Source organism: Shewanella sp. SM20 (assembly GCF_025654545.1).
Taxonomy (GTDB): domain Bacteria; phylum Pseudomonadota; class Gammaproteobacteria; order Enterobacterales; family Shewanellaceae; genus Shewanella; species Shewanella oncorhynchi.
Window position 1 is genome coordinate 24027 of record NZ_JAKKRK010000043.1, and the last position, 20737, is coordinate 44763.

Genomic DNA, 20737 nt, shown 5'->3' on the forward strand with positions numbered 1-20737 from the left:
ATTGGCGAGTGTTAATCGTTTACTGAGGACGTAATGACGTTTTACCCACCCCTCATAAAAGTTGCTGTTCATATTATCCAAATCTTGCTCAATCCACTGCATTTAACCCTGTTGTTATTTAACCCACCGTAAAAACTGGGCATCTGAAAGCGCACTCGCTACAATCGCCGCAATTGTGATTATAGGAGTCGACATGAGTACATCTTTACTTAACGTACCAACGGGTTTGCAGGCACGAGTGATTAGCTTGGTTGAGCAAAACTGGTTTGGTCATTTTATTTTGGCATTGATTTTAATCAACGCGGTGCAGTTAGGTATGGAGACCTCAGCCAGCCTGATGGCGCAATACGGTACTTTGTTGATGAGTCTTGATAAGGTGCTGCTGAGTGTATTTGTCGTGGAGTTATTGCTGCGGATTTATGCCTATAGGGGGAAATTTTTTAAAGACCCTTGGAGTGTGTTCGATTTTACCGTGATAGTGATTGCACTGATCCCTGCATCTGGGCCTCTGGCTGTACTGCGTTCGCTACGGGTGTTGCGGGTGTTGAGAGTGTTAACAATTGTGCCATCAATGAAACGGGTCGTGTCAGCTCTGTTGGGATCACTTCCAGGATTGGCATCGATCGCCACGGTATTACTGTTGATTTATTATGTGTTTGCGGTGATAGCCACCAAAATCTTTGGGGGTACGTTTCCGGAATGGTTTGGCACCATTGCTGATTCGTTTTATACCCTATTTCAAATAATGACGCTTGAAAGCTGGTCTATGGGAATTTCGCGGCCAGTGATGGAAGTTTACCCTTATGCTTGGGTATTTTTCGTGCCATTTATTCTGGTGGCTACTTTCACTATGCTAAATTTGTTTATTGCGATTATCGTCAATACCATGCAAACCTTCAGTGACGAAGAGCATGCATTAGAGCGTGAGCAGGACAAACAAGTCTTGGAGCAGGAACAAAGACAAATGCACGAGGAGTTGAAAGCCATCAGACTCGAGCTACAACAATTACAAACCTTGCTGCGCAGTGCTGCTGGTGATTCTTCTAATGTATCGACAAAGGGAGATATTGGTTCTGATTAAAGCAGATTAAGGATCGTGAGCTGATATCAAGTCTTGTACTTGGATTCTGTCGTTTTTCGCTAAGCCATCACAGATTGCGGATCACTTAATATTTTTATTGGGTTGTCTTCTTGTTGGTTTTGGGGGAGAATGCGCGCCGAAAAAATAACCGAGATACTCAGTATCTCGGTTATTTTTTATTTATGGCGTATGTGTTTTAAAACAATTGAGGCCGGTAAACATCCGGAAATGATATGAGGTTCAGTTGAACCTATTTTACTGAGGAAAGACCAATGGGGCTGTTGTGTACCGGATTGTCGGTAGTTGTTGTAAATCAAGTCGTTGCGTTAGCCATTAAACCTAGAGTACAGACGGTTAGCCGCAAGCAAAAACTAATTGCAGATGCGTGCTTAGGTGTTCAACCCTGTACAATGAGGGTGTGCTGATGAGCCAACAAAATCTGGGTTTGAAGCAGACCCTCAACTTATGGCAAGTGGTGGTGATGGGGCTTGCCTATCTCACGCCGATGGCCGTTTTTGATACCTTTGGTATTGTTTCCGAGATCACCTCTGGCCATGTGGCTACGTCTTATCTATTCGCATTGGCGGGGATTTTATTTACCGCGTTTAGTTACGGTCATTTGGTACGTAAATATCCCTATGCGGGTTCAGCCTACACTTATGCTCAAAAAACCTTTAGCCCGAATGTTGGTTTTATGGTGGGTTGGTCATCGCTGCTGGACTATATGTTTATGCCAATGATCAATATGTTGCTCGCAAAAATCTATTTAACCGCCATGTTTCCCAGCGTCGAACCTTGGATCTTTATTTTCGCTCTTGTGACCATAATGACCTTGCTTAATCTCAAGGGGATTGATCTAGTCGCGAACTTTAATGGGGTGATAGTGTTTGCACAGATCGCCATTATTGTGGTGTTCATTGGTCTAATGGCCTATAGCATTTCCCTCGGTGAAGGCGAAGGTGTCGTCGCGAGTGTGCGACCATTTTATGCCGATAATATGGCGATGGCGCCATTATTCACAGGGGCGACGATTCTGTGTTTCTCCTTCCTCGGCTTTGACGGGTTAAGTTCACTGACTGAAGAAACTAAAGATGCTCAACGTGTTATTCCTCGCGCGATTGTGTTGACGGCTTTGCTCGGTGGCGTGATTTTTGTTGGCGTGTCTTATTTTTTGCAGCTCTATTTCCCCGATATTTCCCGCTTTCAACAGCTTGATGCGGTATTGCCTGAAATTGCACTCTATGTGGGTGGTAATCTATTCCAGTCCATCGTATTAGTGGCGACCACTGTTGCCGTATTGGCATCCGGTATGGCTGCCCATGCTGGGGTTGCACGGATTTTATATGTGATGGGGCGGGATAATATGTTGCCACGTAAAGGGTTTGCTTATATCCATCCTAGATGGCGAACCCCTGCATTTAATGTCTTGTTGGTGGGGGCGCTTGCGCTGTCTGCCGTCTCATTTGATTTGGAAATGGCCTTAGCCTTAGTGAATTTTGGCGCTTTAGTGGCGTTCACCTTCGTGAACTTATCCGTGATTGTGCAGTTTTACCTAAGGGATCGACGTAATAAATCTTTTAGAGACCACTTACAATACTTAGTCTTGCCATTGTGTGGCGCCGGCACTATTGGCGTGCTTTGGGCAAACTTAGAGCCACAATCATTAGAGCTGGGGCTTATATGGGCGGCAGTGGGAGCATTGTATTTGGCTTTACGGAGTTTCCGTTTACGCCGTGCAGTAGAGCTATAAAATTAGTGAGTGTCATGGCTCATAGATGCACAGCTATAACTAAAGATGTGTAGTAGATCTAAGGGCCGTGAGTTGTCATCCTCTAATAAAATCCTTCAATAAAAAGACCCGCATTCGCGGGTCTTTTGTTATATATCAGTTCGTTATTATTGCAGCAACACATTGAACTTAAGCAAGGTTTCAACGCCACTTGGTGTATTCACAGTTAGTACCACTTGGCTGCTAGCGGTTTCAGTATTTTTGAGGTAAAAGTCCGCCATACTTGCATTAGCATCATTCGTTTTAGGCACAGTATAAGGCGTTGACAGTAATTCCCCTTTATCTGCATCTACATTAAGCGTTGTACTAGAGGGCATAATTTGATCGGCACTATCGTAGAGTTTTACGATAAATTTGGATGTTTGCCCAGCTGGTATGGCCGTTAACGAATCAAGATTGTTAAGAATATTTTGACCTTGGTGATCTTCATATACTTTGACACCATCTTGCCACAGTGTGAAATACGCTTTCGAGCCAGACATTATCATCACGACAGCTTTACGGACGTAAGTTTTATTGGCTTGTCCTGTCCCACAGAGCGCGCCTTGACATTGAGGACCGTTAAACTTGCCATCGGCACCTTTGTAGGTGTTGCTAGCGAGGTTATCGAAATAGCGTTCACCACTATCATAGGCGAAGTTTTCGTTATCATCGCGAAAGGCTGTCGGCAAATCGCTAAAACCTGAGTTGTGGAATGTTTCTACATCTAGGCCGTTACCACGACAGGCAACGGGGGCGCCATTCATTAAGCAGGCTTTTAGAATTGCACCACCATCGGCCGAATCAAATTGGTTGTTACCATTGGTGTCGAAAAAGGTTTCGTGACCTAAAGCGTAGGCTAATACTGTTATGCGATGGTCTTGAGGTCTTGGATCGCTTGATGTCCAAGTCACACTGCAGACACCATTTTGGGTTAAGCAGCTTGGCTCTATTTGGCCGCCTTCACTGGTAAAGTTAACTGTTGTGTCATTTGGCGCAGGGTTGCCAAAACTGTCAGACAGTCTAGCGGTCACTGTGACTTTCTCACCATCAATATTACCCGCTTCAGGGTTGGCATTACTCGTCGCTAAACTAAATCCAAGTTGTTGAGGTAGACCAGTATTCACGGTTAACTGTTCAGATTGGCTAGTGATGACTTCTTTAGTATCAGTATCAACAGCAGTGGCGACCACGCGCACAGGCGTGGGTACTGTGCCGGATAATACGCGCACACTGGCGATACCTTGGGAGTTAGTCAGGCTTTGCGCATTCGCAGTGCCATTGGCAAAACTTAAACCACCGACAACCGTATCTAAGGTAAAGCTGACATTCTGTTGCGCTGCGGGTTGGCCATTGGCGCTGGTGACTTTGAAGCTAACTAAAGAGGATTCGCTTGCACCTGTGCCGCCCGCACCTTTAATGCGAATTTGGGCGGGCTCGGCCGACTCAAAACTTAAGCTGGCAAGGGTTTGGCGTTGCAGTGTGAATGGGAAATTTGCCGTTAACGTCTGATTGCCAGCTACGGTTGTGGCGATGATTTGGTCGCTACGTTCACTGTTGCCACTGCAACTTGTGTCTTGGAAGGTCGAGCCCGCATTACCCGATAAGGTTGTAACTGGGGTATCGAGTGTGGCGCTATTGTTTGTGGTGCAATCTGAGCTAAAGCTGATGGATGAGGGTGTTTGTACTCGCGTAACCGTGCCGTCATTGGCCTCTAATACTAAACTTGCACTTACACCAAAACTACCGCCTGCGCTGATTTTATATTTGCCATTGGCATCGGCCGTTAAGGTGCTCGCCAGTTTACCTTCGGTAAAGACTGCGCCATTGAATGAGCCGAGTTTCAGCGTGCCTTCTTGATTGACTGCATCTTTACTCAACACTTCATACAAACTGCTGGTTTGCAGCGATTGACCTTGATAGTCCACAGTGACCGTTAAGGCATTTGCCCCTAATTCAGTTGCACTTGGCGTATAGGGTACCTGCGCAATACCTTGAATGTTGGTCAGTGCACTGGTTGGATTGAGCGCCGCTGAACCTGCAGTAAAGGTGACTTTAGCGCCTTCGATACCTTTGCTTTCGCTATCGAGCAATATGGCTTGTAATTGCACCGACTCATCGACTTTAAAGCGAGTGACTAAGGCTGAGCTGCTTAAAATACTGGCGCTGAGCTTAGGTGTTGCAATGGTGTTACCATTACCTGAACCAACGAACTCGTAGTTCCGGCTTGCAGTTAATGCGTCTGCATCAGACGGCGTATAGCTCGCCGTTACCGTACCAGCTTCTGCTGTTAATGCAGGGTTAGAAATGATGACTTCAGCAACGCCATCTGCATTGGTGAGTTTTGTTGCTGGCGCAACAGTACCTAAGGTCGCAGCGAAGCTAATCAGTTGGCCGCTAAGTTTACTCGAACCCTTTTTTAAGGTAGCGACGGCACAAAAACTCGTATCGGAGGCAAAGCTTAAATTGGTGGTTGCATCGGCGCACTTGCCGTTAACTACAGTTTTATAGCCCAGCGTTAAGCTGTAGCTGTCTGTTGTTCCGTCAGTGTCGGTGCCATCAGCGGCGCCATTACAACCACTGAGCGCTAATGCGCCCAGTAATGCCCAAGAAAATACCGATAACGTTTTGCTAAGTCGCATAAGCAACATCCTTGTGGGGCTGAAGTTAATTAGTCTTGGATTTCGCTGCGTAGATATTTAAACAGCTCTTTAGATGATTTTGATTCTGGGCTTTTGGCCAGTTCTTTAGTGGCTTGACGCACTAAAGTACGCAGTTTTTGTCTGTCTAATTGCGGATAATGCTCGACGACAGTTTGAATCTCATCATCACCTTGGGTGAGTAAGCGTTCACGCATTTTTTCGAACATCTGCAACTTCGCGGTCTCGTTGTTGTTTTTATTCAACACGATAGCGAGTGAAGCCTTGATAGGCTCAATATCAAAATTACGCATTAATTTGCCGATATACTGCATGTGGCGACGATACGCCTCAGTATTGACCTTGATTTTGCGTGTTTGCAGGATAGCGTCGTACAAAAACTCATCCAGCTCGATTTTATCTAGCTGAGTCTTGCTCAGTGAAACAAGCTCCATACCGACTTTTTGCACGGCTTCGCTATCACGCTTGTCCGTTGTTTTGCTGCTGACATAATCTTCATCTATGTCGTAGGGCTGTTTAAAATGTTCTGAATCACCAACAATCTTCATATAGATAAAACCTCAAGTAAATAACTGGCTAATAATAACATCTCCAGCCAAAAATCGCCTAGGTGAATGTGTTTATACCCAAGCTACCTGAAGATACGAGTTTCAGAGCGCATAGGGTGCTTCAATTCAAGGCGCAGCAATGACAGAATGTCGGCTACCTTTTGAATTGATGCAACACGGAAGTGGAGTGCCCTAGGCGCTCCGTCCCGGCGGGTTTTAACGCACTTTATGCTGTGTTGGTTATTTTTAACTTAGCCCGCTAGGCCTGCAAATAACCGCCTTGCCTAAAGTGCGTTAAACTCCCGCTGAATCCTGCATCTTCAGGTTGTTTGGGTATAGGATGCGCTCTCAAGCCTAAGTCAGCCGCGAATAATTAATGTGAATGGGATTTGTGTTTGTTATGCTACGGCAATTGCCGACAACGAAAGAGTAGCTTTGTGTCTTTGAACAGAATCGATAGTGAATTGGGCGCGCTGAAAGATGCGGTGGCCGTGGCGCTGGAATATGCCAACAAATTAGGAGCGAACGCTGCCGAAGTGGCGATCAGTAAACAACAAGGTTTGTCGGTTTCTACCCGTTTAAAAGAAGTTGAAACCGTTGAATTTAATAAAGATGGTGCCTTAGGAATTACGGTTTACCGCGATGGTTGCAAGGGCAGTTCATCGACGTCGGATTTAAGTCCAGAGGCCATTGCCCTCGCGGTGAAAGCGGCCGACGATATCGCCCGTTATACTTCTCCGGATCCATTCAGTGGTCTTGCCGATAAAGCCTTGATGGCAAATCAGATCCGCGATCTTCAACTGTATTATCCACAAGATATTTCCCCCGATGAGTTAGCGCAACTGGCGATCCGCGCCGAAACTGCGGCGCTCGATGCCGATCCACGTATCAATAACTCCGACGGCGCCAGTGCCAATGCTCACACTGCGGTTAAAGTGTATGGCAATAGCCACGGTTTCTTAAACGGTTATTGCAGCTCGCGTTATAGCTTGAGTTGCAGCGTGATCGGTGAAGATAGTGAAGGCAATATGCAACGGGATTACGATTACACTATCGCCCGTAAATTCAGCGAGATGCTTGCACCTGAAACGGTAGGTTTAAAGACCGCCGAGAAGACAGTAAGTCGCCTTGGTGCGCGCAAAATCGCGACGACGCGTTTACCCATTTTATTAGCGCCAGATATCGCCACAGGGTTAATCGGCCACTTTATCGGTGCGATCAGCGGTGGCAGTTTATACCGTAAATCCAGTTTCTTATTGGATTCGATCAACACCCAAATCTTCCCCGATTGGTTTAATATCGAAGAGCAGCCGCATTTACTGGGCGCATTGGCAAGCGCGAACTACGACAGTGAAGGCGTGGCGACCCAAGACAGACGCATTATTGACCGCGGCATGTTAGAAACCTATTTGCTGACCAGTTACTCGGCGCGCAAGTTAGGCTTAACCAACACGGGCCATGCGGGCGGTATTTATAACTGGACGCTCGGCCACACTGGCCAAACCTTCGACGAATTGGTGAAAGACATGGGCACAGGTTTGATTGTGACCGAAGTCATGGGCCAAGGCGTGAACATGGTAACGGGCGATTATTCCCGTGGTGCGGCGGGTTTTTACGTTGAAAACGGTGAGATCCAATATCCAGTGGAAGAGATCACTATTGCGGGTAACTTAAAAGAGATGTTCCGTGGCGTGCAAGCCGTGAGTAAGGATTTTGATTTGCGCTCATCGATTCGTACCGGCGGTATCTTGTTATCTGAAATGAAGATTGCGGGTAACTAATCCATAGTGTCACTCGTTCAGCCGTGCTGCATAGTGCGCTTAAGTCGTCTCAGTGCTTTAGTGCCTGTGCTTTTGTGTTAGTGGCATGAATGTGGTTTGAGCATAAAAAAGGGCAAGCGATTAATCACTTAATCTGCTTGCCCTTTTTGTTTAACGTTTGGATTAGAGCTGTTCGGCCTAAAAATCCGCGCTGTTAAAAACTATGTGGTTAAAAACGATGTTGTTAAAAACAGTGCCTTTAAAATCAGTCGTTAAAACGCATAGTTTGCGCTGAGTTCAAACGAGCGACCTGCACCGGCAATCTGGTTAAAGCCATTGGTATTATCGGCCTTAAATTCAGCCACACTCACGCCGCCCAGTGGCAGCTCATAGTAGCTGTCGAACAGATTATTCACGGCGAAGGTAACAGTCAGATCCTGCCATTTCATACTGCTGTTCAAATTGAGCAAGGAGTAGCTGTCTGTTTCATTTTCAAGGCGGCGGTCATCTACGCGATCTTTGGTCGCAACCCATTGCCATGAAAGACTGTTTTCCCACTGACCTAACTGATGTTGCAGTGCCAGCTCAGTTTGCAACGGCTTGATTTGATATAAAGGTTCATCACCTTCATCTCGCTCGCCACGGGTGACATTCACTTTGCCTAATACTTGCCATTTACCTGTGCTGGTTTCGGCAAACTGGTAGAGCGCATTAAAACGTGCGCCATAGAGATTGGCATCTAAGTTAGTGAATTGGAGAATATTGCGTTTGCCATCAGGCGAACTGGTGCGATTGAAGCTACCAATGACTTCGGCATCGACATAGTCAGTCACAGCTGTGTACCAAGCTGTGGTCGAGACTTGCCAGCTATCATCGTTATATTTGTAGGCTGCGCTCAGGGTGTGGGCGGTTTCTGGTTTAAGATCCGGATTACCCACATAACCATTACCATCACCATACCAACCTATCATAGTGGTCGCCATAGTGCCGCGGCCCCAGCTATAACGTTCGTACAGATTAGGTGCACGATTCTTGCGGGCTAAACCAAACTCAAGTTGTTGATTGGTCGATAATTGATAGCGCGCCAGTAAGGTGGCATCGATCAGATTATCATCACGTTTTCTGTCCATTGCATTAAAGGCTTTTGCCGCTTCTGCGTCGACATTGGGCATGCCCATCATAGGCATGTTGCTATAGGCTTGGACTTCACCGGTATTGGTGGTGACATACTCAAAGCGAACACCCGCCGATAACCACCAGCTTTGACTTAAATCTTGCTGCCATTCTCCATAAACGGCGGCGCGTTTTCGCTGGCCATCGTTGATGTTGATGTAGTCATTGGGCGCCATCATAGTGCCAGGCACCGCAGGCCAAACATCGTCGAGCTGGTAGCTATAGTATTCTTGGCCGACCAGTAAGGTGCTGTCATCACCCATTGGCAAACGCCAGTGCAGTTGATAGCTGTAGTCATCACCTTCAGTATTCATTGGCATCTTGCCGGTTTTTTCTGGAGTGAAAAAGCCCATCTCGTGTTTCACGCCGTGCCAGTTTACTTGGGCACTGAATTCACCGTCATCGTCGAGTTTGAGTTGATAACGGGCGAGCGCACCGTAACTCTTGTTATCCGTCATATCCATGTATTGGTTAGCAAAACCTTGGAATGGAATATTTTGGTGGGTCAATTTGATGGCAACTTCTTGAGTCTCATCGCGCCATGCGGCGGTCAGTGCATGGTTTTGTGCGCGGTATAGAGTATCTATGACTTTATCGCCATTGCCATCTTTATAGCTGTTGGCATCTTCATAGGCGCCTTGATAGCTAAGGCTGACATTTTTGCTGGCGACTGTGGCGTTGGTGCCGAGTAATAAGGTGTCACTCACACTGCGATATCCAGTTGAAATATCGCCACTATTCCACTTGATAGCCTCGCTTTCACCAAATTTAGGGTTAAGGCTGCTAACCTTAATCACGCCCGCAATATTATCGCCACCGGCACTGACTGGCGATACGCCCGCAATGACTTCGGCTGTGGTGATTTGATTGGCGGAGATATAGGACAGCGGTGGATTCATTTGGTTTGCACAGGACGCGGTAATGTCCGCGCCATCGACCAGCACTTTGATGCGATCGCCCATCATGCCATTGAGGATAGGTAGGGCCGATACGCCGCCCGCTTCGGAGAAATCGACTCCTTGCCCTTTCAGTAGATTTTCAGCCGAGCCTAAGGCGTTACGGTTTTCGGTCTGTTGGCCATGGACCTCTAAGCGTTCAATATTGGCTAATTCGCTGTCGTCAGCCATGGCCTGTGGCGCTAGTGATAAACCCATGGCGATTGCGAGGGATGAGGAAATTACTGAAGTTTTAAACGGGTGAGATAAATACGCAGAATTTGCAGCCATCTTATTGTCTTCCATTCACTTGGATTAATTGCGCTGCATTATAAAGAGCATCTCAGTGTGGCAGGTGCGGCATATTGTCGCAGAGGGTAACAAAGCGAGTTAAAACATCAGAATATGGCTTGAGCAGAAGACAAGTTTTCCACTTTTTAATCAGTTAGGCATGATTCGCTTAGTTCTTTATTGGTTCCTCAATTGGTAAGAGGTCCAATAGAACTCTGCGTTAGCGGTACTTTTTGTGATTTAAGCTAACCCAAATGAGGCATTTTAATTTCTGGGATTTAAGCTAGCCAAAATACTTGCTATACAAGCGCTGAGTTTCACCTTGGGAATCCATGGCGGCGAGTGCTTTGGCAAATTCAAAGACTTTAGAATCTGGTGTTAACACTGTGGGACTGTTATCTGGGCTGATGGGGATATCGGCGCGATAGTTGGGGTTGTGTCTACCGCGGTAGTGGCGGCTTTTTTTCGAGAAACCGAGATACATTTCCTGCGGTAATTCGCTGTAGTGATAGTGGAGTTTAAACTGGCTTTGGTCGCGATTTTTGAGGTAATAATGCAAAGTGGTTTGATCATAAATAAAAAAGTCCCCTTGGTTTGAAAGTAAATAATCCAAGGCTTTAGGGACGGTTAGCTCAGGCGGTTTGCGTACCTTGATTTTGTCGGGTAAGCCGCCAAAGTCATAACTGCCTGGGGCGATTAAGAGGGTCATCTCATTATGGGCTAACTGTTCAATGGAGCGAATATCGGCGGCGCCAGCACGGCTAATGCCAATCGCACGTTGTGAAAGTCCATTGGGGATAAAATGCGCGTATTGAGCCCGCTCTTCGGTGAAATTAAGGCCGGGATAAAAATCGATATTGCCGAGTTTGAGATCCCGCAGAATACGTAATTTAGGTGCGCGCACCACATTGAGTTTGCAGCCAATCTTGTCCGCCGCCGCTTGATAGAGTTCGTGATAAAATCCCGTGTTATTGGATTCGTCGCCAATAAAGGGTAAGCGTTCGCTGGTGCGATACCCCATAGTCATCACGCAGGAGTCTGAACTGGAAAAAGCGTTGGCAAGCGGGGCTTGAAGCGTTATTAGCAAGAGCAGTGCGCCGAGCCAAGGTTGAACGACTAACGCAGATGTCAAATTGATCTCCTTATCTGTCGATTACAAAGTGTAACCTGAGTGCCAATAAAGGTTATGGCAAAATCCACTCACTAAACCTATTAATAAAATCTTATTGATTATTAAGCTAATATATTATTTTTATTTGAATAATCTATCATACTTTCCTACTAGTCAAAGTCATTTTTTATGCTGGAGTGCACAAACTCTGTACATCTGATTTGATTGCGTTATAGTTTGCGCTGTTAGGCTATGGGCTTAACTTTCATTAAGCAGTGAGGCATAAAATGACTAAGCAAAAACCGCAAAATATGCCCTTAGAACACGAAAGTGGTCGAGGCACCATTACCGATAACGCACTAAAAGCGTTAGTGACGAGTCCCTTGTTTAGGACCCGCACCGAGAAAGCGAAAAAGGGCAAAGGGTCATACGACCGTAAGGCACAAAACCGAAAGGGGCATCAGCACAAGGGCGATGCCCCTTTTGACTTTCTAGGTCTGTGCTTTTGTTAATCTGCTTTTTACTGCTTTAGTTCGCTGTTTTAGTCTGCTGTGTTAGTACCTCGTTAATCCTGCCAATTCATGATCCTCCACCTGCCTTTACGCCAATCTTTACGCTTAAATCAGCCTTATTATTGATACTCCTTGTTGGAGGTTAATTGTACTTTCGCCCTGAACGAGTATGGTGAACGCTTAGAGCGTTTTAGCGAAGGAGATGCACATGGCACAGCAATATCGAGTTGAACACGACACTATGGGTGAGGTGAAAGTCCCCGCCGATTGTTATTGGGGCGCACAAACCGAGCGTTCGCGGCAGCACTTTCGTATTGGTGCTGAGGCATCTATGCCTGTCGAAGTGATCCACGCTTTTGGCTATTTAAAGAAAGCCGCCGCTATTACCAATCAACAACTTGGCACTTTGACTCAAGCTAAAGCTCAACTGATTGTCCAAGTGTGCGATGAGCTGATTGCAGGCGAACTCGATGCGCAATTTCCTTTAGTGATTTGGCAAACGGGCTCGGGCACGCAAACCAATATGAACGTCAATGAGGTGATTGCCTATCGCGGTCATGTGCTCTCAGGTGGGCAACTTATCGATGCGGTTAAATGCTTGCACCCCAATGATGATGTTAACCGCTCGCAATCCTCCAACGATACTTTTCCCACCGCCATGCACATTGCCGCTTATCGCCAAGCGGTTGAGCTCGTTTTGCCCTGCATGAGGTTATTGCTGCAGAGCTTACAGGATAAGGCCGAGGAGTTTGCGCACCTAGTCAAAATCGGTCGCACACATTTTATGGATGCAACACCGTTAACGTTAGGCCAAGAGTTTTCGGGTTATGCCGCGCAGTTAAGTCATGCCATCGAAGGCATTGAGCACAGTCTCAAGCGGGTGGCCGAGTTAGCCTTAGGTGCGACCGCCGTCGGCACTGGGCTGAATACACACAAGGATTACGCCGTTAAGGTGGCGGACAATATCGCAAAACTCACGGGTTTGCCCTTTGTGACGGCGCCGAATAAGTTTGCTGCCCTTGCTGCCCACGATGAATTAGTCTCCCTGTCGGCGGCCTATAAAGTGGCGGCGGTTAGTTTAATGAAGATCGCAAATGATATTAGGATGTTAGGTTCTGGCCCGCGCTGTGGCATTGGTGAGTTATTACTGCCTGAAAATGAACCCGGTTCGTCGATCATGCCGGGAAAAGTGAACCCGACTCAGGTCGAGGCTATGACTATGGTGTGCGCGCAAATCATGGGTAATGATGTCGCCGTTGGGATTGGCGGCAGCAATGGTCAGTTTGAGCTCAATGTGTTTAAGCCGATGATTATCGCCAATGTGCTGCAATCGGGGCGCTTATTGGGGGATGCTTGTCAATCGTTTCGCGATCATTGCGTGGTCGGCATAGTGGCGAACGAGCCACAAATCGCGCTGCATGTGGAAAATTCACTCATGTTAGTGACGGCGCTGAATCAACATATCGGTTATGAAAAGGCCGCTAAGATAGCCAAAAAAGCCCATAGCGAGCATAAGACACTGCGCCAAGCGGCATTAGAACTTGAGTTTGTGACAGCAGAAGAGTTCGAGCTGTGGGTCGATGCCAATAAGATGTTGGGACCCGATGCTTAATGCTTAATTCAAAACGTCTCATCCTAGCTGCTGATAAATCAGCGAAATTGAGGCTGGCAATGAATCAAGATAGTGAGCCAATATAATGAAAAGAAACAGTGTGATGAGATAGTGAGGTGAAACAGTGGAGTAAGGATGCTGAAGCATTCGCAGTGTTAATGCTTACGAAATGATAAAAACAAAAAGCGAACCAGAGGTTCGCTTTTTGAGTCATAGCCTGTCCTATATCAGAACGGCTTAGTCTTGGGTGTCAGCATCTACCACTTCTGCCCACAGATCGTGTTCATCTGAATGGGTGATGCGGGCACGAACCAACATACCAGGTTCCAGCTCAGTTTCACCATTGATAAACACCATGCCGTCGATTTCTGGTGCATCGGCGAAGCTGCGGCCAATGGCGCCTTCTTCGTCTACATCATCAATCAGAATATCTAAAGTACGGCCAACGAAACGGGCTAAACGCTCGGCGCTGATCTCGGCTTGGAGTTCCATAAATCTGTGGTATCTGTCTTCTTTCACTTCTTCGCTGATAAGCTCGGCGATAGTGTTGGCGACAGCGCCATCGACTTCAGAATATTTAAAGCAACCTACGCGATCAAGACGAGCTTCTTTTAAGAAATCGAGCAGGATTTGGAAATCCTCTTCGGTTTCACCTGGGAAGCCGACGATGAAGGTTGAACGGATCACTAGATCTGGACAGATTTCACGCCAGCGTTGAATCGCTTCTAACTGACGGTCAACACGGCCTGGACGCTTCATCATCTTGAGAATGCGCGGGCTAGCATGCTGCATTGGAATATCCAAATACGGCAGGATTAAACCTTCCGCCATCAGCGGGATCAAATCGTCAACCCATGGGTAGGGATAGATGTAATGCAGACGCACCCAAGCGCCCATTTTACCCAGTTGGCGCGCTAGGCTAGTAATGTCTTGCTTGACGGGCATACCGTTCCAAAAATCGGTACGACCACCTTTGTCTTTGCCGTAGGCCGAGGTGTCTTGGCTCACAACTAGAATTTCTTGTACGCCTGATTCCACTAAACGTTTAGCTTCATCTAAGATGCTGCCCGCTGGGCGGCTGTCGAGATCGCCACGTAGCGAAGGGATGATGCAGAAAGTACAACGGTTGTCGCAACCTTCTGAAATCTTTAAATAAGCGTAATGCTTAGGCGTTAACTTAACCCCAGTTTGTGGGATTAACGAGGTGAAAGGGTTGTGCTCTGGCTTAGGCACATACTTGTGAACATGCTTCAACACCGCTTCGTAGCTGTGTGGGCCAGTGATTTCTAACACATCTGGGTGCACTTCGCGGATTTGGTTTTCTTTGGCGCCAAGGCAGCCAGTGACGATCACTTTGCCGTTTTCTTCTAAGGCTTCACGCACAGCATCCAGAGATTCTTCCACCGCAGCATCGATAAAGCCGCAGGTATTGACGATAACTAAGTCGGCATTGTCGTAGCTGTTAGTGACTTCGTAGCCGTCGATGCGTAACTGAGTCAGAATACGCTCTGAATCCACGAGGTTTTTTGGGCAGCCCAAAGACACGAAACCGATGCGATTCCCAGTGGTAACAGCATTAGTGCTTGCTGCTTCTAATGTTTTGACTGGGATATCAAGCGTGGTCGTTTGCTTGGGTTTAAAAGTTTCAACTGTCATGGTTTCTCGCTGAGGTATAAGCCGCCTTAAAAAGTTGGCGGATTATACCTGAAGTGATTAAAAGGTACAGTAGCTTTGGCTGAAAAGTGTACAGTTGGGGCGCTGAATATGCCAGTTAACCCTAAGGCCTATTTTGGGTGTGGATATAGGAAGATAGGCCAAAGATCCAAGGTCTAACTCATCTGGATAAAAAGCGCTAAACATTTTTTCAGAAAAATTAACCCTTTTTAAAATTGGCCGCGTTTATAGGGGCAAGAGACAATTTCTTGATGCTGTTACATATTGGCACAAGTATTGGCACTTTTTACTGATAGCCTAAGCGCTAAATAAGCGACACAGTCGTTTTAGCCGTCTCGTTTTGAATATGCGTTCTATTTGAAGTGGTTTAGGTATAAGCACATTATTTTTGGAGTAAGTTATGAAAAATTCTCTTTTAGCGGTATTGGTGGCGGGTGGTCTTTTTTCTAGCGCGTTTATGGCGCCAGCAGTGCTCGCCGCTGAGGTCGATTTCCCGCATATTGAAACCATGGGTGTGAGTCAAATCCAAGTCGAACCCGATATGGCGGATGTGAATGTGGAAGTGGCCGTGACCGAAAAAACCGCTAAAGCCGCCAAAGATAATTCCGATGCCGCCGTGGCTAAGTTTATCGCCCGTCTCACCGCCGCGGGTGTGACTAAAGATCAGATCCAGAGCGCGAATTTAAATCTTCAACCGCAATACGTCTATGTGCAGGATAAGGCGCCAGAGCTGACGGGTTATACTGCCAGTCGCCAAATTACCGTGACGGTAACAGACTTAAGCCGCTTGAATGCTATTTTAGATTCTGCCTTAGAAGAGGGCATGAATCGGGTCAATAACATCGCCCTTAAGTCGAGCAAAGAAGCTGAATACGTCGCCAAGGCACGTCAAGCTGCGATTGTGGATGCCAAACAAAAAGCCGAATCTTTGGCTAAAGGCTTTGGTGAAAATCTCGGTAAGATCTGGCAGATCCGTTATTACGATCAACGCCCTGTGCAACCTGTCATGTTACGCATGAGCGCTAAAGCCGATGCCATGGGCGCCGCCGAGAGTTATCAATATGGTCAAGTGAGCATAGAAGATAGAGTTGAAGTGATTTATAAACTGAAGTAAATCAGTCAGAGGCATATGGTGATGGATGAAGCTCCTATTGGGATTCATCCATTTTTTTATGCCGTTTACAATCGTTTTATATTTTTGGAAATAGCATTCTTCACTCTATATGTGATGGATTTTATTAGGATGATGAACAGTAAAAACTGGCAAATTTAAGTATTTATCCTCACACTAGTAAGGTTAATGTTTAGGAGGCCGTTTATGGATTTTCCCGCTCGAATAAAGCAACAAACTTGCATGGATTGCTTAAGTGGTAAGTCATTAGGATTTGAAATTCGAATGGCATTTCAACCTATTATCCATTGGCCTAGTCGTGAGATTAGCGGTTATGAAGCTCTGGTCAGAGGCCCTGATGGTGAAGGGGCTGCGTGGGTGTTTGAGCGGATTAATGAAAATAATAAATACTATTTTGATCAGGCTTGCCGTGTAAAAGCGATAGAAACCGCTTCAAAGCTGGGACTCGATAAGATGCTCAGTATCAACTTTTTACCTAATGCCGTATATAACCCTGAGACATGTATCCGCGCGACGATTGAAGCCGCCGACATGTATGGGTTTGATATTCACAAAATCATGTTCGAAGTGACTGAGGGCGAGCAAATTGTTGATCGGGCAAAATTAGTCCGTATCTTCGAGAGCTATGCTAAGCGTGGTTTTATCACGGCAATCGATGATTTTGGCAGTGGTTTTGCTGATTTAAGCTGGCTCGAAGCCCTGCGCCCTCAAGTATTAAAACTTGATATGACCTTGATCCGTGATATCGATCTTGATAGAGAAAAGCAGTTAGCCGTGGATGAAATACTGCGTATTTGTTTAGAGCTTAATACAAGAGTTTTGGCCGAAGGCATTGAGACTGAAGCCGAACTTAATTATCTCGCTGGAATAGGGATTGAGTATTTTCAGGGGTATTATTTTGCCAAACCACGACTCGAATATTTGAGTTCCTATGAAGAGCTAAGCTTTCACTCCCCAAAGTAAATGGTTAGGTGGATTGATATCGTTGCACGATTAGAGTGATAACACGTGCTGAGACTCGATGGATAATTCTTTGTTTCTGATATCGGCTAACTGATATATCATGCGCCACCTAAAATTGCCCTTGTTACCTATTCGCTACTATGTCTTCCAACGCGCTCTATACCGATTTATCCGGTTATTACGATTTAATGTGTTCCGATATCAACTACCAGCAACAGAGCGCGAGTATCCATCGTCTGCATCAGTTCCTCGGCAATAATGGTAAGCAACATCTTGATTTAGCCTGTGGCACTGGTCCGCATGTGCGGCATTTTATCGACCTTGGTTATCAGTGCAGTGGCCTTGATATTAATCAGCCTATGCTAGACATGGCCATGCGTCGTTGTCCTGAAGCTCAGTTTAACCTCCAAGATATGACGGCTTTTTATTTAGAAGAGCGCGTCGATTTGATTACCTGTTTTTTATATTCCATCCATTACAGTGCTTGCATCGAACGCCTTAAAAGCTGTATCGCCAGTGTGCATAGCGCACTTAATGACGGTGGGCTGTTTTGTTTTAATACTGTCGATAAGCACAGAATCGATAACACAAGTTCGGTTAAGCATTTTGCCGAGTTTGATGGTAGCCATTTCGCCTTCGAATCCGGCTGGCATTACAGTGGGCAAGGTGAGAAACAGTCATTAAAGTTGAGTATTGCCAAAAGCAGTCAGCCGTTTGCTGAGGTCTCGCCTTTACCTGTCTCTGATATGAAAGGCTTAGGCTCGCTGGAAGCAGGGTTACACGCCGCAGGTTTGCAAGAAGTGGGTTTACAAGAAGTTCACAGTATTGAGCAATGGCAAGACCAACATGCTATGGTCGCTACCAGCTTCACTGAGCTGCAGGAATTGTTAGCGCCCTATTTTGAAGTGCATGTTTTCGAACACGATTATGAAAGAATTGTCCCGTGGGATTTAGCATCAGGTAACGCGCTGTTTGTTTGCGTGAAGATTTGACCTTCTGTTGAAGGTTGGTAACAGAAGGTCTGCTCATAATGTCAGTGTGACTTGTTAAATCTCGCTTCTCTTTCAGTCTGTTTTTATTTAAAGCCAAATTAAAGTAGTAGACTTCACTTCTGTTTTTCATCAAGAGTCGACCAAAAGGGGAAAGTACCGTTCCCCTTTTGGATATTCCTTGCCAAATAACGTCCATGTTTAACAATCAGTTCGTCATCCATAACTCTTGTTCATAACGCTGCGGCACAGTATTCCTGTTAGAGCTTGCTTTAATAAACTTGCTTTAATAAATAAGTCGCACAATAGAAATGATAATAGAATTAATTAAATGTAATAATTTTGTGTATTTATTTTGTTGCCTATGAAATAGTTACAATTACACAGGCAATAAATACATTAAGACAAAATTAGCACGGCTTTAGTGTAAGTATGAAAAAAGTTTCATGTGTTTTATAAAAATAGTTAACTCGAATTTAAAATATTAAAATAAATCTATGGTGTTGATAAGTATGGTTATTATTTTCATTGTGTATTGATCTGAGTGTGGTTTTGCGAGGTTGGCATTATTTTTGTAATGTCCTTAGTGTATTTAAATAATTAACTAGGAGTACTTTATGAAAAACCCCATTCTTACTTTAGCTGCCATTATTTCTTTAGCCTCTTTTAGTGCATATTCTCATGCAGATAACATGAGCAACAGTGATGCCGCAGAAAACGGAATCTATGTCGGCGCTAACTACGGTTATTTAAAAGTCGATGGCGATGATGATTTTGATGATAATAGTGATGTAATGCAGGGCCTTGTTGGTTATAAGTTTAATAAATACCTTGCTCTTGAAGGTAGTTACATTAACTTTGGTGATTATGGTAATGGTTTAGCCAATGCCGAAACCGATGGTTATACGGCAGCCCTTAAAGTCATGCTTCCCATTGCAGACCGAGTTGAGCTATATGCTAAAGGTGGTCAGTTATGGTATTCGACAGATTATGACGTCGTCGGTTTTTCTGGCAATGACGATGGTGAAGGTGTATTCGCCGGCGCCGGTGTGGCATTTAAAGTCACAGAACGATTTTTAATTAATGCTGAGTACACTTGGTATGATGCAGATATTAATGTCGATAGCGTCGCCAATGGCGGAAAAACAGATACAGACTTTAATCAAGCCAGTATTGGTGTTGAATATCGCTTCTAATTAGTAATCTCATCAACAATTCATAATTATTAAGGCGTGATACTTTAAGTGTCACGCCTTTTTTACTTTATCTTGATGGTAGATGTTATTGGATTTAATAAGAAGTATTGGCAGCCATTTATAAACAACAATATAATTCACTTTCCATTTTTTGCCTACAATTTGTTATGGCGAAAATTGCTTGAACGAGTACCATTAAAAATGATGGGGCGATATATGGGACAAAAGTCAAACTAATTCATTAAAAAAGGCGTTTTTAAACATGCAAACCCCACCGATTTTAGGCATGGGAGGATTGCCTATCGTCATTAGGACGATGACAATCAGTACATTTATATCGAAAGCCTTGTTCTAAAAGAGCAGAAATCTGGTATCGTCTTACTATGGTCAAATACAGATAATTCATGGTGATAGTCTCTTATATCTATGGTTAACATAAGTATGCTTTTGAGTAAACTATGGTTGAAAATAGAACTGATAGATTGAGATTTGCACTCTTGGGCGTTAATCTTGCTTCTATTCTCCGATTAGAGTATCGCACTTCGGAGTTGAATTTTAGTTATCTTAATTATGGTATAGCAAAATGAGTAAAAAAATATTTACAGGGAAAGTAACAGGTCATTATAAAAATGGTCAACTAAGGATTGAGGAAAATTATGAAGATGGAAAGTTAGATGGTATTCGTAATAGTTATTATGAAAACGGTCTGCTAGAAAAAGAAGAAAATTATAAAGATGGAGTGTTAGATGGTATTTGTAATAGTTATTATAAAGACGGTCAGTTAGAAAAAGAGGGAACTTATAGAAAAGGCAATAGAGAAGGCATTTATAAGCATTATTGGTCTAATGGAAAACTAATGGAGGAAAAGTTTTATGTAAATGGGAAAGAAGATGGTATTTGTAAAAGCTATTATAGAAACGGTCAGTTAGAGTCGGAATTGACTTATGAAAATGGGACTTTAGAAGGTGTTTGGAAATATTATAATGAAAATGGTCAAGTAACAGTGCAAATTTTTAAAAATGGGAAAGAATACGGTTTTTATCGAACTTATCATTGTAATGGTGAACTAGAGAATGAAGCGTTGTACTGAAGGATCCCCTCATAAATCAGCCATAGCATAGCCATATTTGAGCAACTGATTGGCGAATAATACCCAGGCCGCCAGCAATTCTTTCTCCGTGATTTGATAATCAGGCCGCCTGAGTACCTCCAATCCCAAGCGAATCGTTGAGAGTACCGTTCGATGCCCAATGGTATTGGCCTGAAAATGCTTATCCCAGCCCTGTTGCTGTGCGTGTAAACCAACTAGCCACAACAGGCATTGAACCATCA

At 45.0% G+C, this 20737-nt stretch carries 15 protein-coding genes and 2 pseudogenes; 10 read left to right on the forward strand and 7 right to left on the reverse strand.

All coding sequences use genetic code 11. From position 1 onward, the window contains the following. The first annotated feature begins 193 nt into the window (after positions 1-193). A complete protein-coding gene (locus L5M18_RS16785; RefSeq protein ID WP_212600528.1) occupies positions 194-1081 on the forward strand; it encodes an ion transporter in 888 nt (295 codons plus the stop codon). 424 nt (positions 1082-1505) lie between these two features. Then, positions 1506-2831, forward strand: coding sequence for an APC family permease (locus L5M18_RS16790; protein ID WP_263197854.1), 1326 nt, complete (start codon positions 1506-1508; stop codon positions 2829-2831). A 146-nt stretch (positions 2832-2977) separates the two neighbouring features. On the opposite strand, the gene L5M18_RS16795 is transcribed toward L5M18_RS16790, so the two are convergent. Together L5M18_RS16795 and yjgA are read right to left on the reverse strand one after the other, a co-directional pair. Continuing rightward, positions 2978-5491, reverse strand: coding sequence for an Ig-like domain-containing protein (locus tag L5M18_RS16795; protein WP_263197856.1), 2514 nt, complete (start codon positions 5489-5491; stop codon positions 2978-2980). Between the two features lie 29 nt (positions 5492-5520). After that, entirely contained in the window at positions 5521-6057 is a 537-nt protein-coding gene (yjgA, locus tag L5M18_RS16800) for a ribosome biogenesis factor YjgA (protein ID WP_198573074.1), read from the reverse strand. Positions 6058-6494: 437 nt separating this feature from the next. On the opposite strand from yjgA, the gene pmbA reads away from it, so the two are divergent. Then, on the forward strand, positions 6495-7838 hold the full coding sequence (gene pmbA, locus L5M18_RS16805; RefSeq protein WP_263197858.1) for a metalloprotease PmbA: 1344 nt from the start codon (positions 6495-6497) through the stop codon (positions 7836-7838). A gap of 251 nt (positions 7839-8089) precedes the next feature. On the opposite strand, the gene L5M18_RS16810 is transcribed toward pmbA, so the two are convergent. Beyond that, positions 8090-10216, reverse strand: coding sequence for a TonB-dependent receptor (locus tag L5M18_RS16810; RefSeq protein ID WP_263197860.1), 2127 nt, complete (start codon positions 10214-10216; stop codon positions 8090-8092). Between the two features lie 283 nt (positions 10217-10499). Continuing rightward, entirely contained in the window at positions 10500-11348 is an 849-nt protein-coding gene (locus L5M18_RS16815; RefSeq protein ID WP_263197862.1) for a substrate-binding periplasmic protein, read from the reverse strand. 266 nt (positions 11349-11614) lie between these two features. Between L5M18_RS16815 and L5M18_RS16820 the strand changes: the two genes are divergently transcribed. Beyond that, on the forward strand, positions 11615-11839 hold the full coding sequence (locus L5M18_RS16820; RefSeq protein ID WP_173496458.1) for a ribosome alternative rescue factor ArfA: 225 nt from the start codon (positions 11615-11617) through the stop codon (positions 11837-11839). Between the two features lie 208 nt (positions 11840-12047). Next, positions 12048-13451 carry a class II fumarate hydratase gene (gene fumC / locus L5M18_RS16825; RefSeq protein ID WP_263197864.1) on the forward strand — a complete coding sequence of 468 codons (1404 nt, stop codon included), beginning with the start codon at positions 12048-12050 and terminating at the stop codon, positions 13449-13451. 237 nt (positions 13452-13688) lie between these two features. On the opposite strand, the gene rimO is transcribed toward fumC, so the two are convergent. After that, positions 13689-15107: a 30S ribosomal protein S12 methylthiotransferase RimO gene (gene rimO / locus L5M18_RS16830; RefSeq protein ID WP_198573078.1), complete on the reverse strand. Its 1419-nt coding sequence runs from the start codon at positions 15105-15107 to the stop codon at positions 13689-13691. Between the two features lie 418 nt (positions 15108-15525). On the opposite strand from rimO, the gene L5M18_RS16835 reads away from it, so the two are divergent. The 4 genes from L5M18_RS16835 (at position 15526) to L5M18_RS16850 (ending at position 19405) form a co-directional block, all read left to right on the forward strand. After that, positions 15526-16239, forward strand: coding sequence for an oxidative stress defense protein (locus L5M18_RS16835; RefSeq protein ID WP_006083233.1), 714 nt, complete (start codon positions 15526-15528; stop codon positions 16237-16239). Positions 16240-16443: 204 nt separating this feature from the next. Next, a complete protein-coding gene (locus tag L5M18_RS16840) occupies positions 16444-17220 on the forward strand; it encodes an EAL domain-containing protein (protein ID WP_263197866.1) in 777 nt (258 codons plus the stop codon). A gap of 140 nt (positions 17221-17360) precedes the next feature. After that, positions 17361-18212 carry a class I SAM-dependent DNA methyltransferase gene (locus L5M18_RS16845; protein ID WP_105251307.1) on the forward strand — a complete coding sequence of 284 codons (852 nt, stop codon included), beginning with the start codon at positions 17361-17363 and terminating at the stop codon, positions 18210-18212. Positions 18213-18826: 614 nt separating this feature from the next. Next, positions 18827-19405 carry a porin family protein gene (locus L5M18_RS16850; RefSeq protein WP_263197867.1) on the forward strand — a complete coding sequence of 193 codons (579 nt, stop codon included), beginning with the start codon at positions 18827-18829 and terminating at the stop codon, positions 19403-19405. A 295-nt stretch (positions 19406-19700) separates the two neighbouring features. Here the strand turns inward: L5M18_RS16850 and L5M18_RS23515 are convergent. Continuing rightward, positions 19701-19811, reverse strand: a pseudogene (locus L5M18_RS23515) (IS30 family transposase); the annotation flags it as partial. 177 nt (positions 19812-19988) lie between these two features. Between L5M18_RS23515 and L5M18_RS16855 the strand changes: the two are divergent. Further along, positions 19989-20495 carry a toxin-antitoxin system YwqK family antitoxin gene (locus L5M18_RS16855; RefSeq protein ID WP_263197869.1) on the forward strand — a complete coding sequence of 169 codons (507 nt, stop codon included), beginning with the start codon at positions 19989-19991 and terminating at the stop codon, positions 20493-20495. 9 nt (positions 20496-20504) lie between these two features. Here L5M18_RS16855 and L5M18_RS16860 read toward each other — a convergent pair. After that, a pseudogene (locus tag L5M18_RS16860) lies at positions 20505-20737 on the reverse strand (IS4 family transposase); the annotation flags it as partial.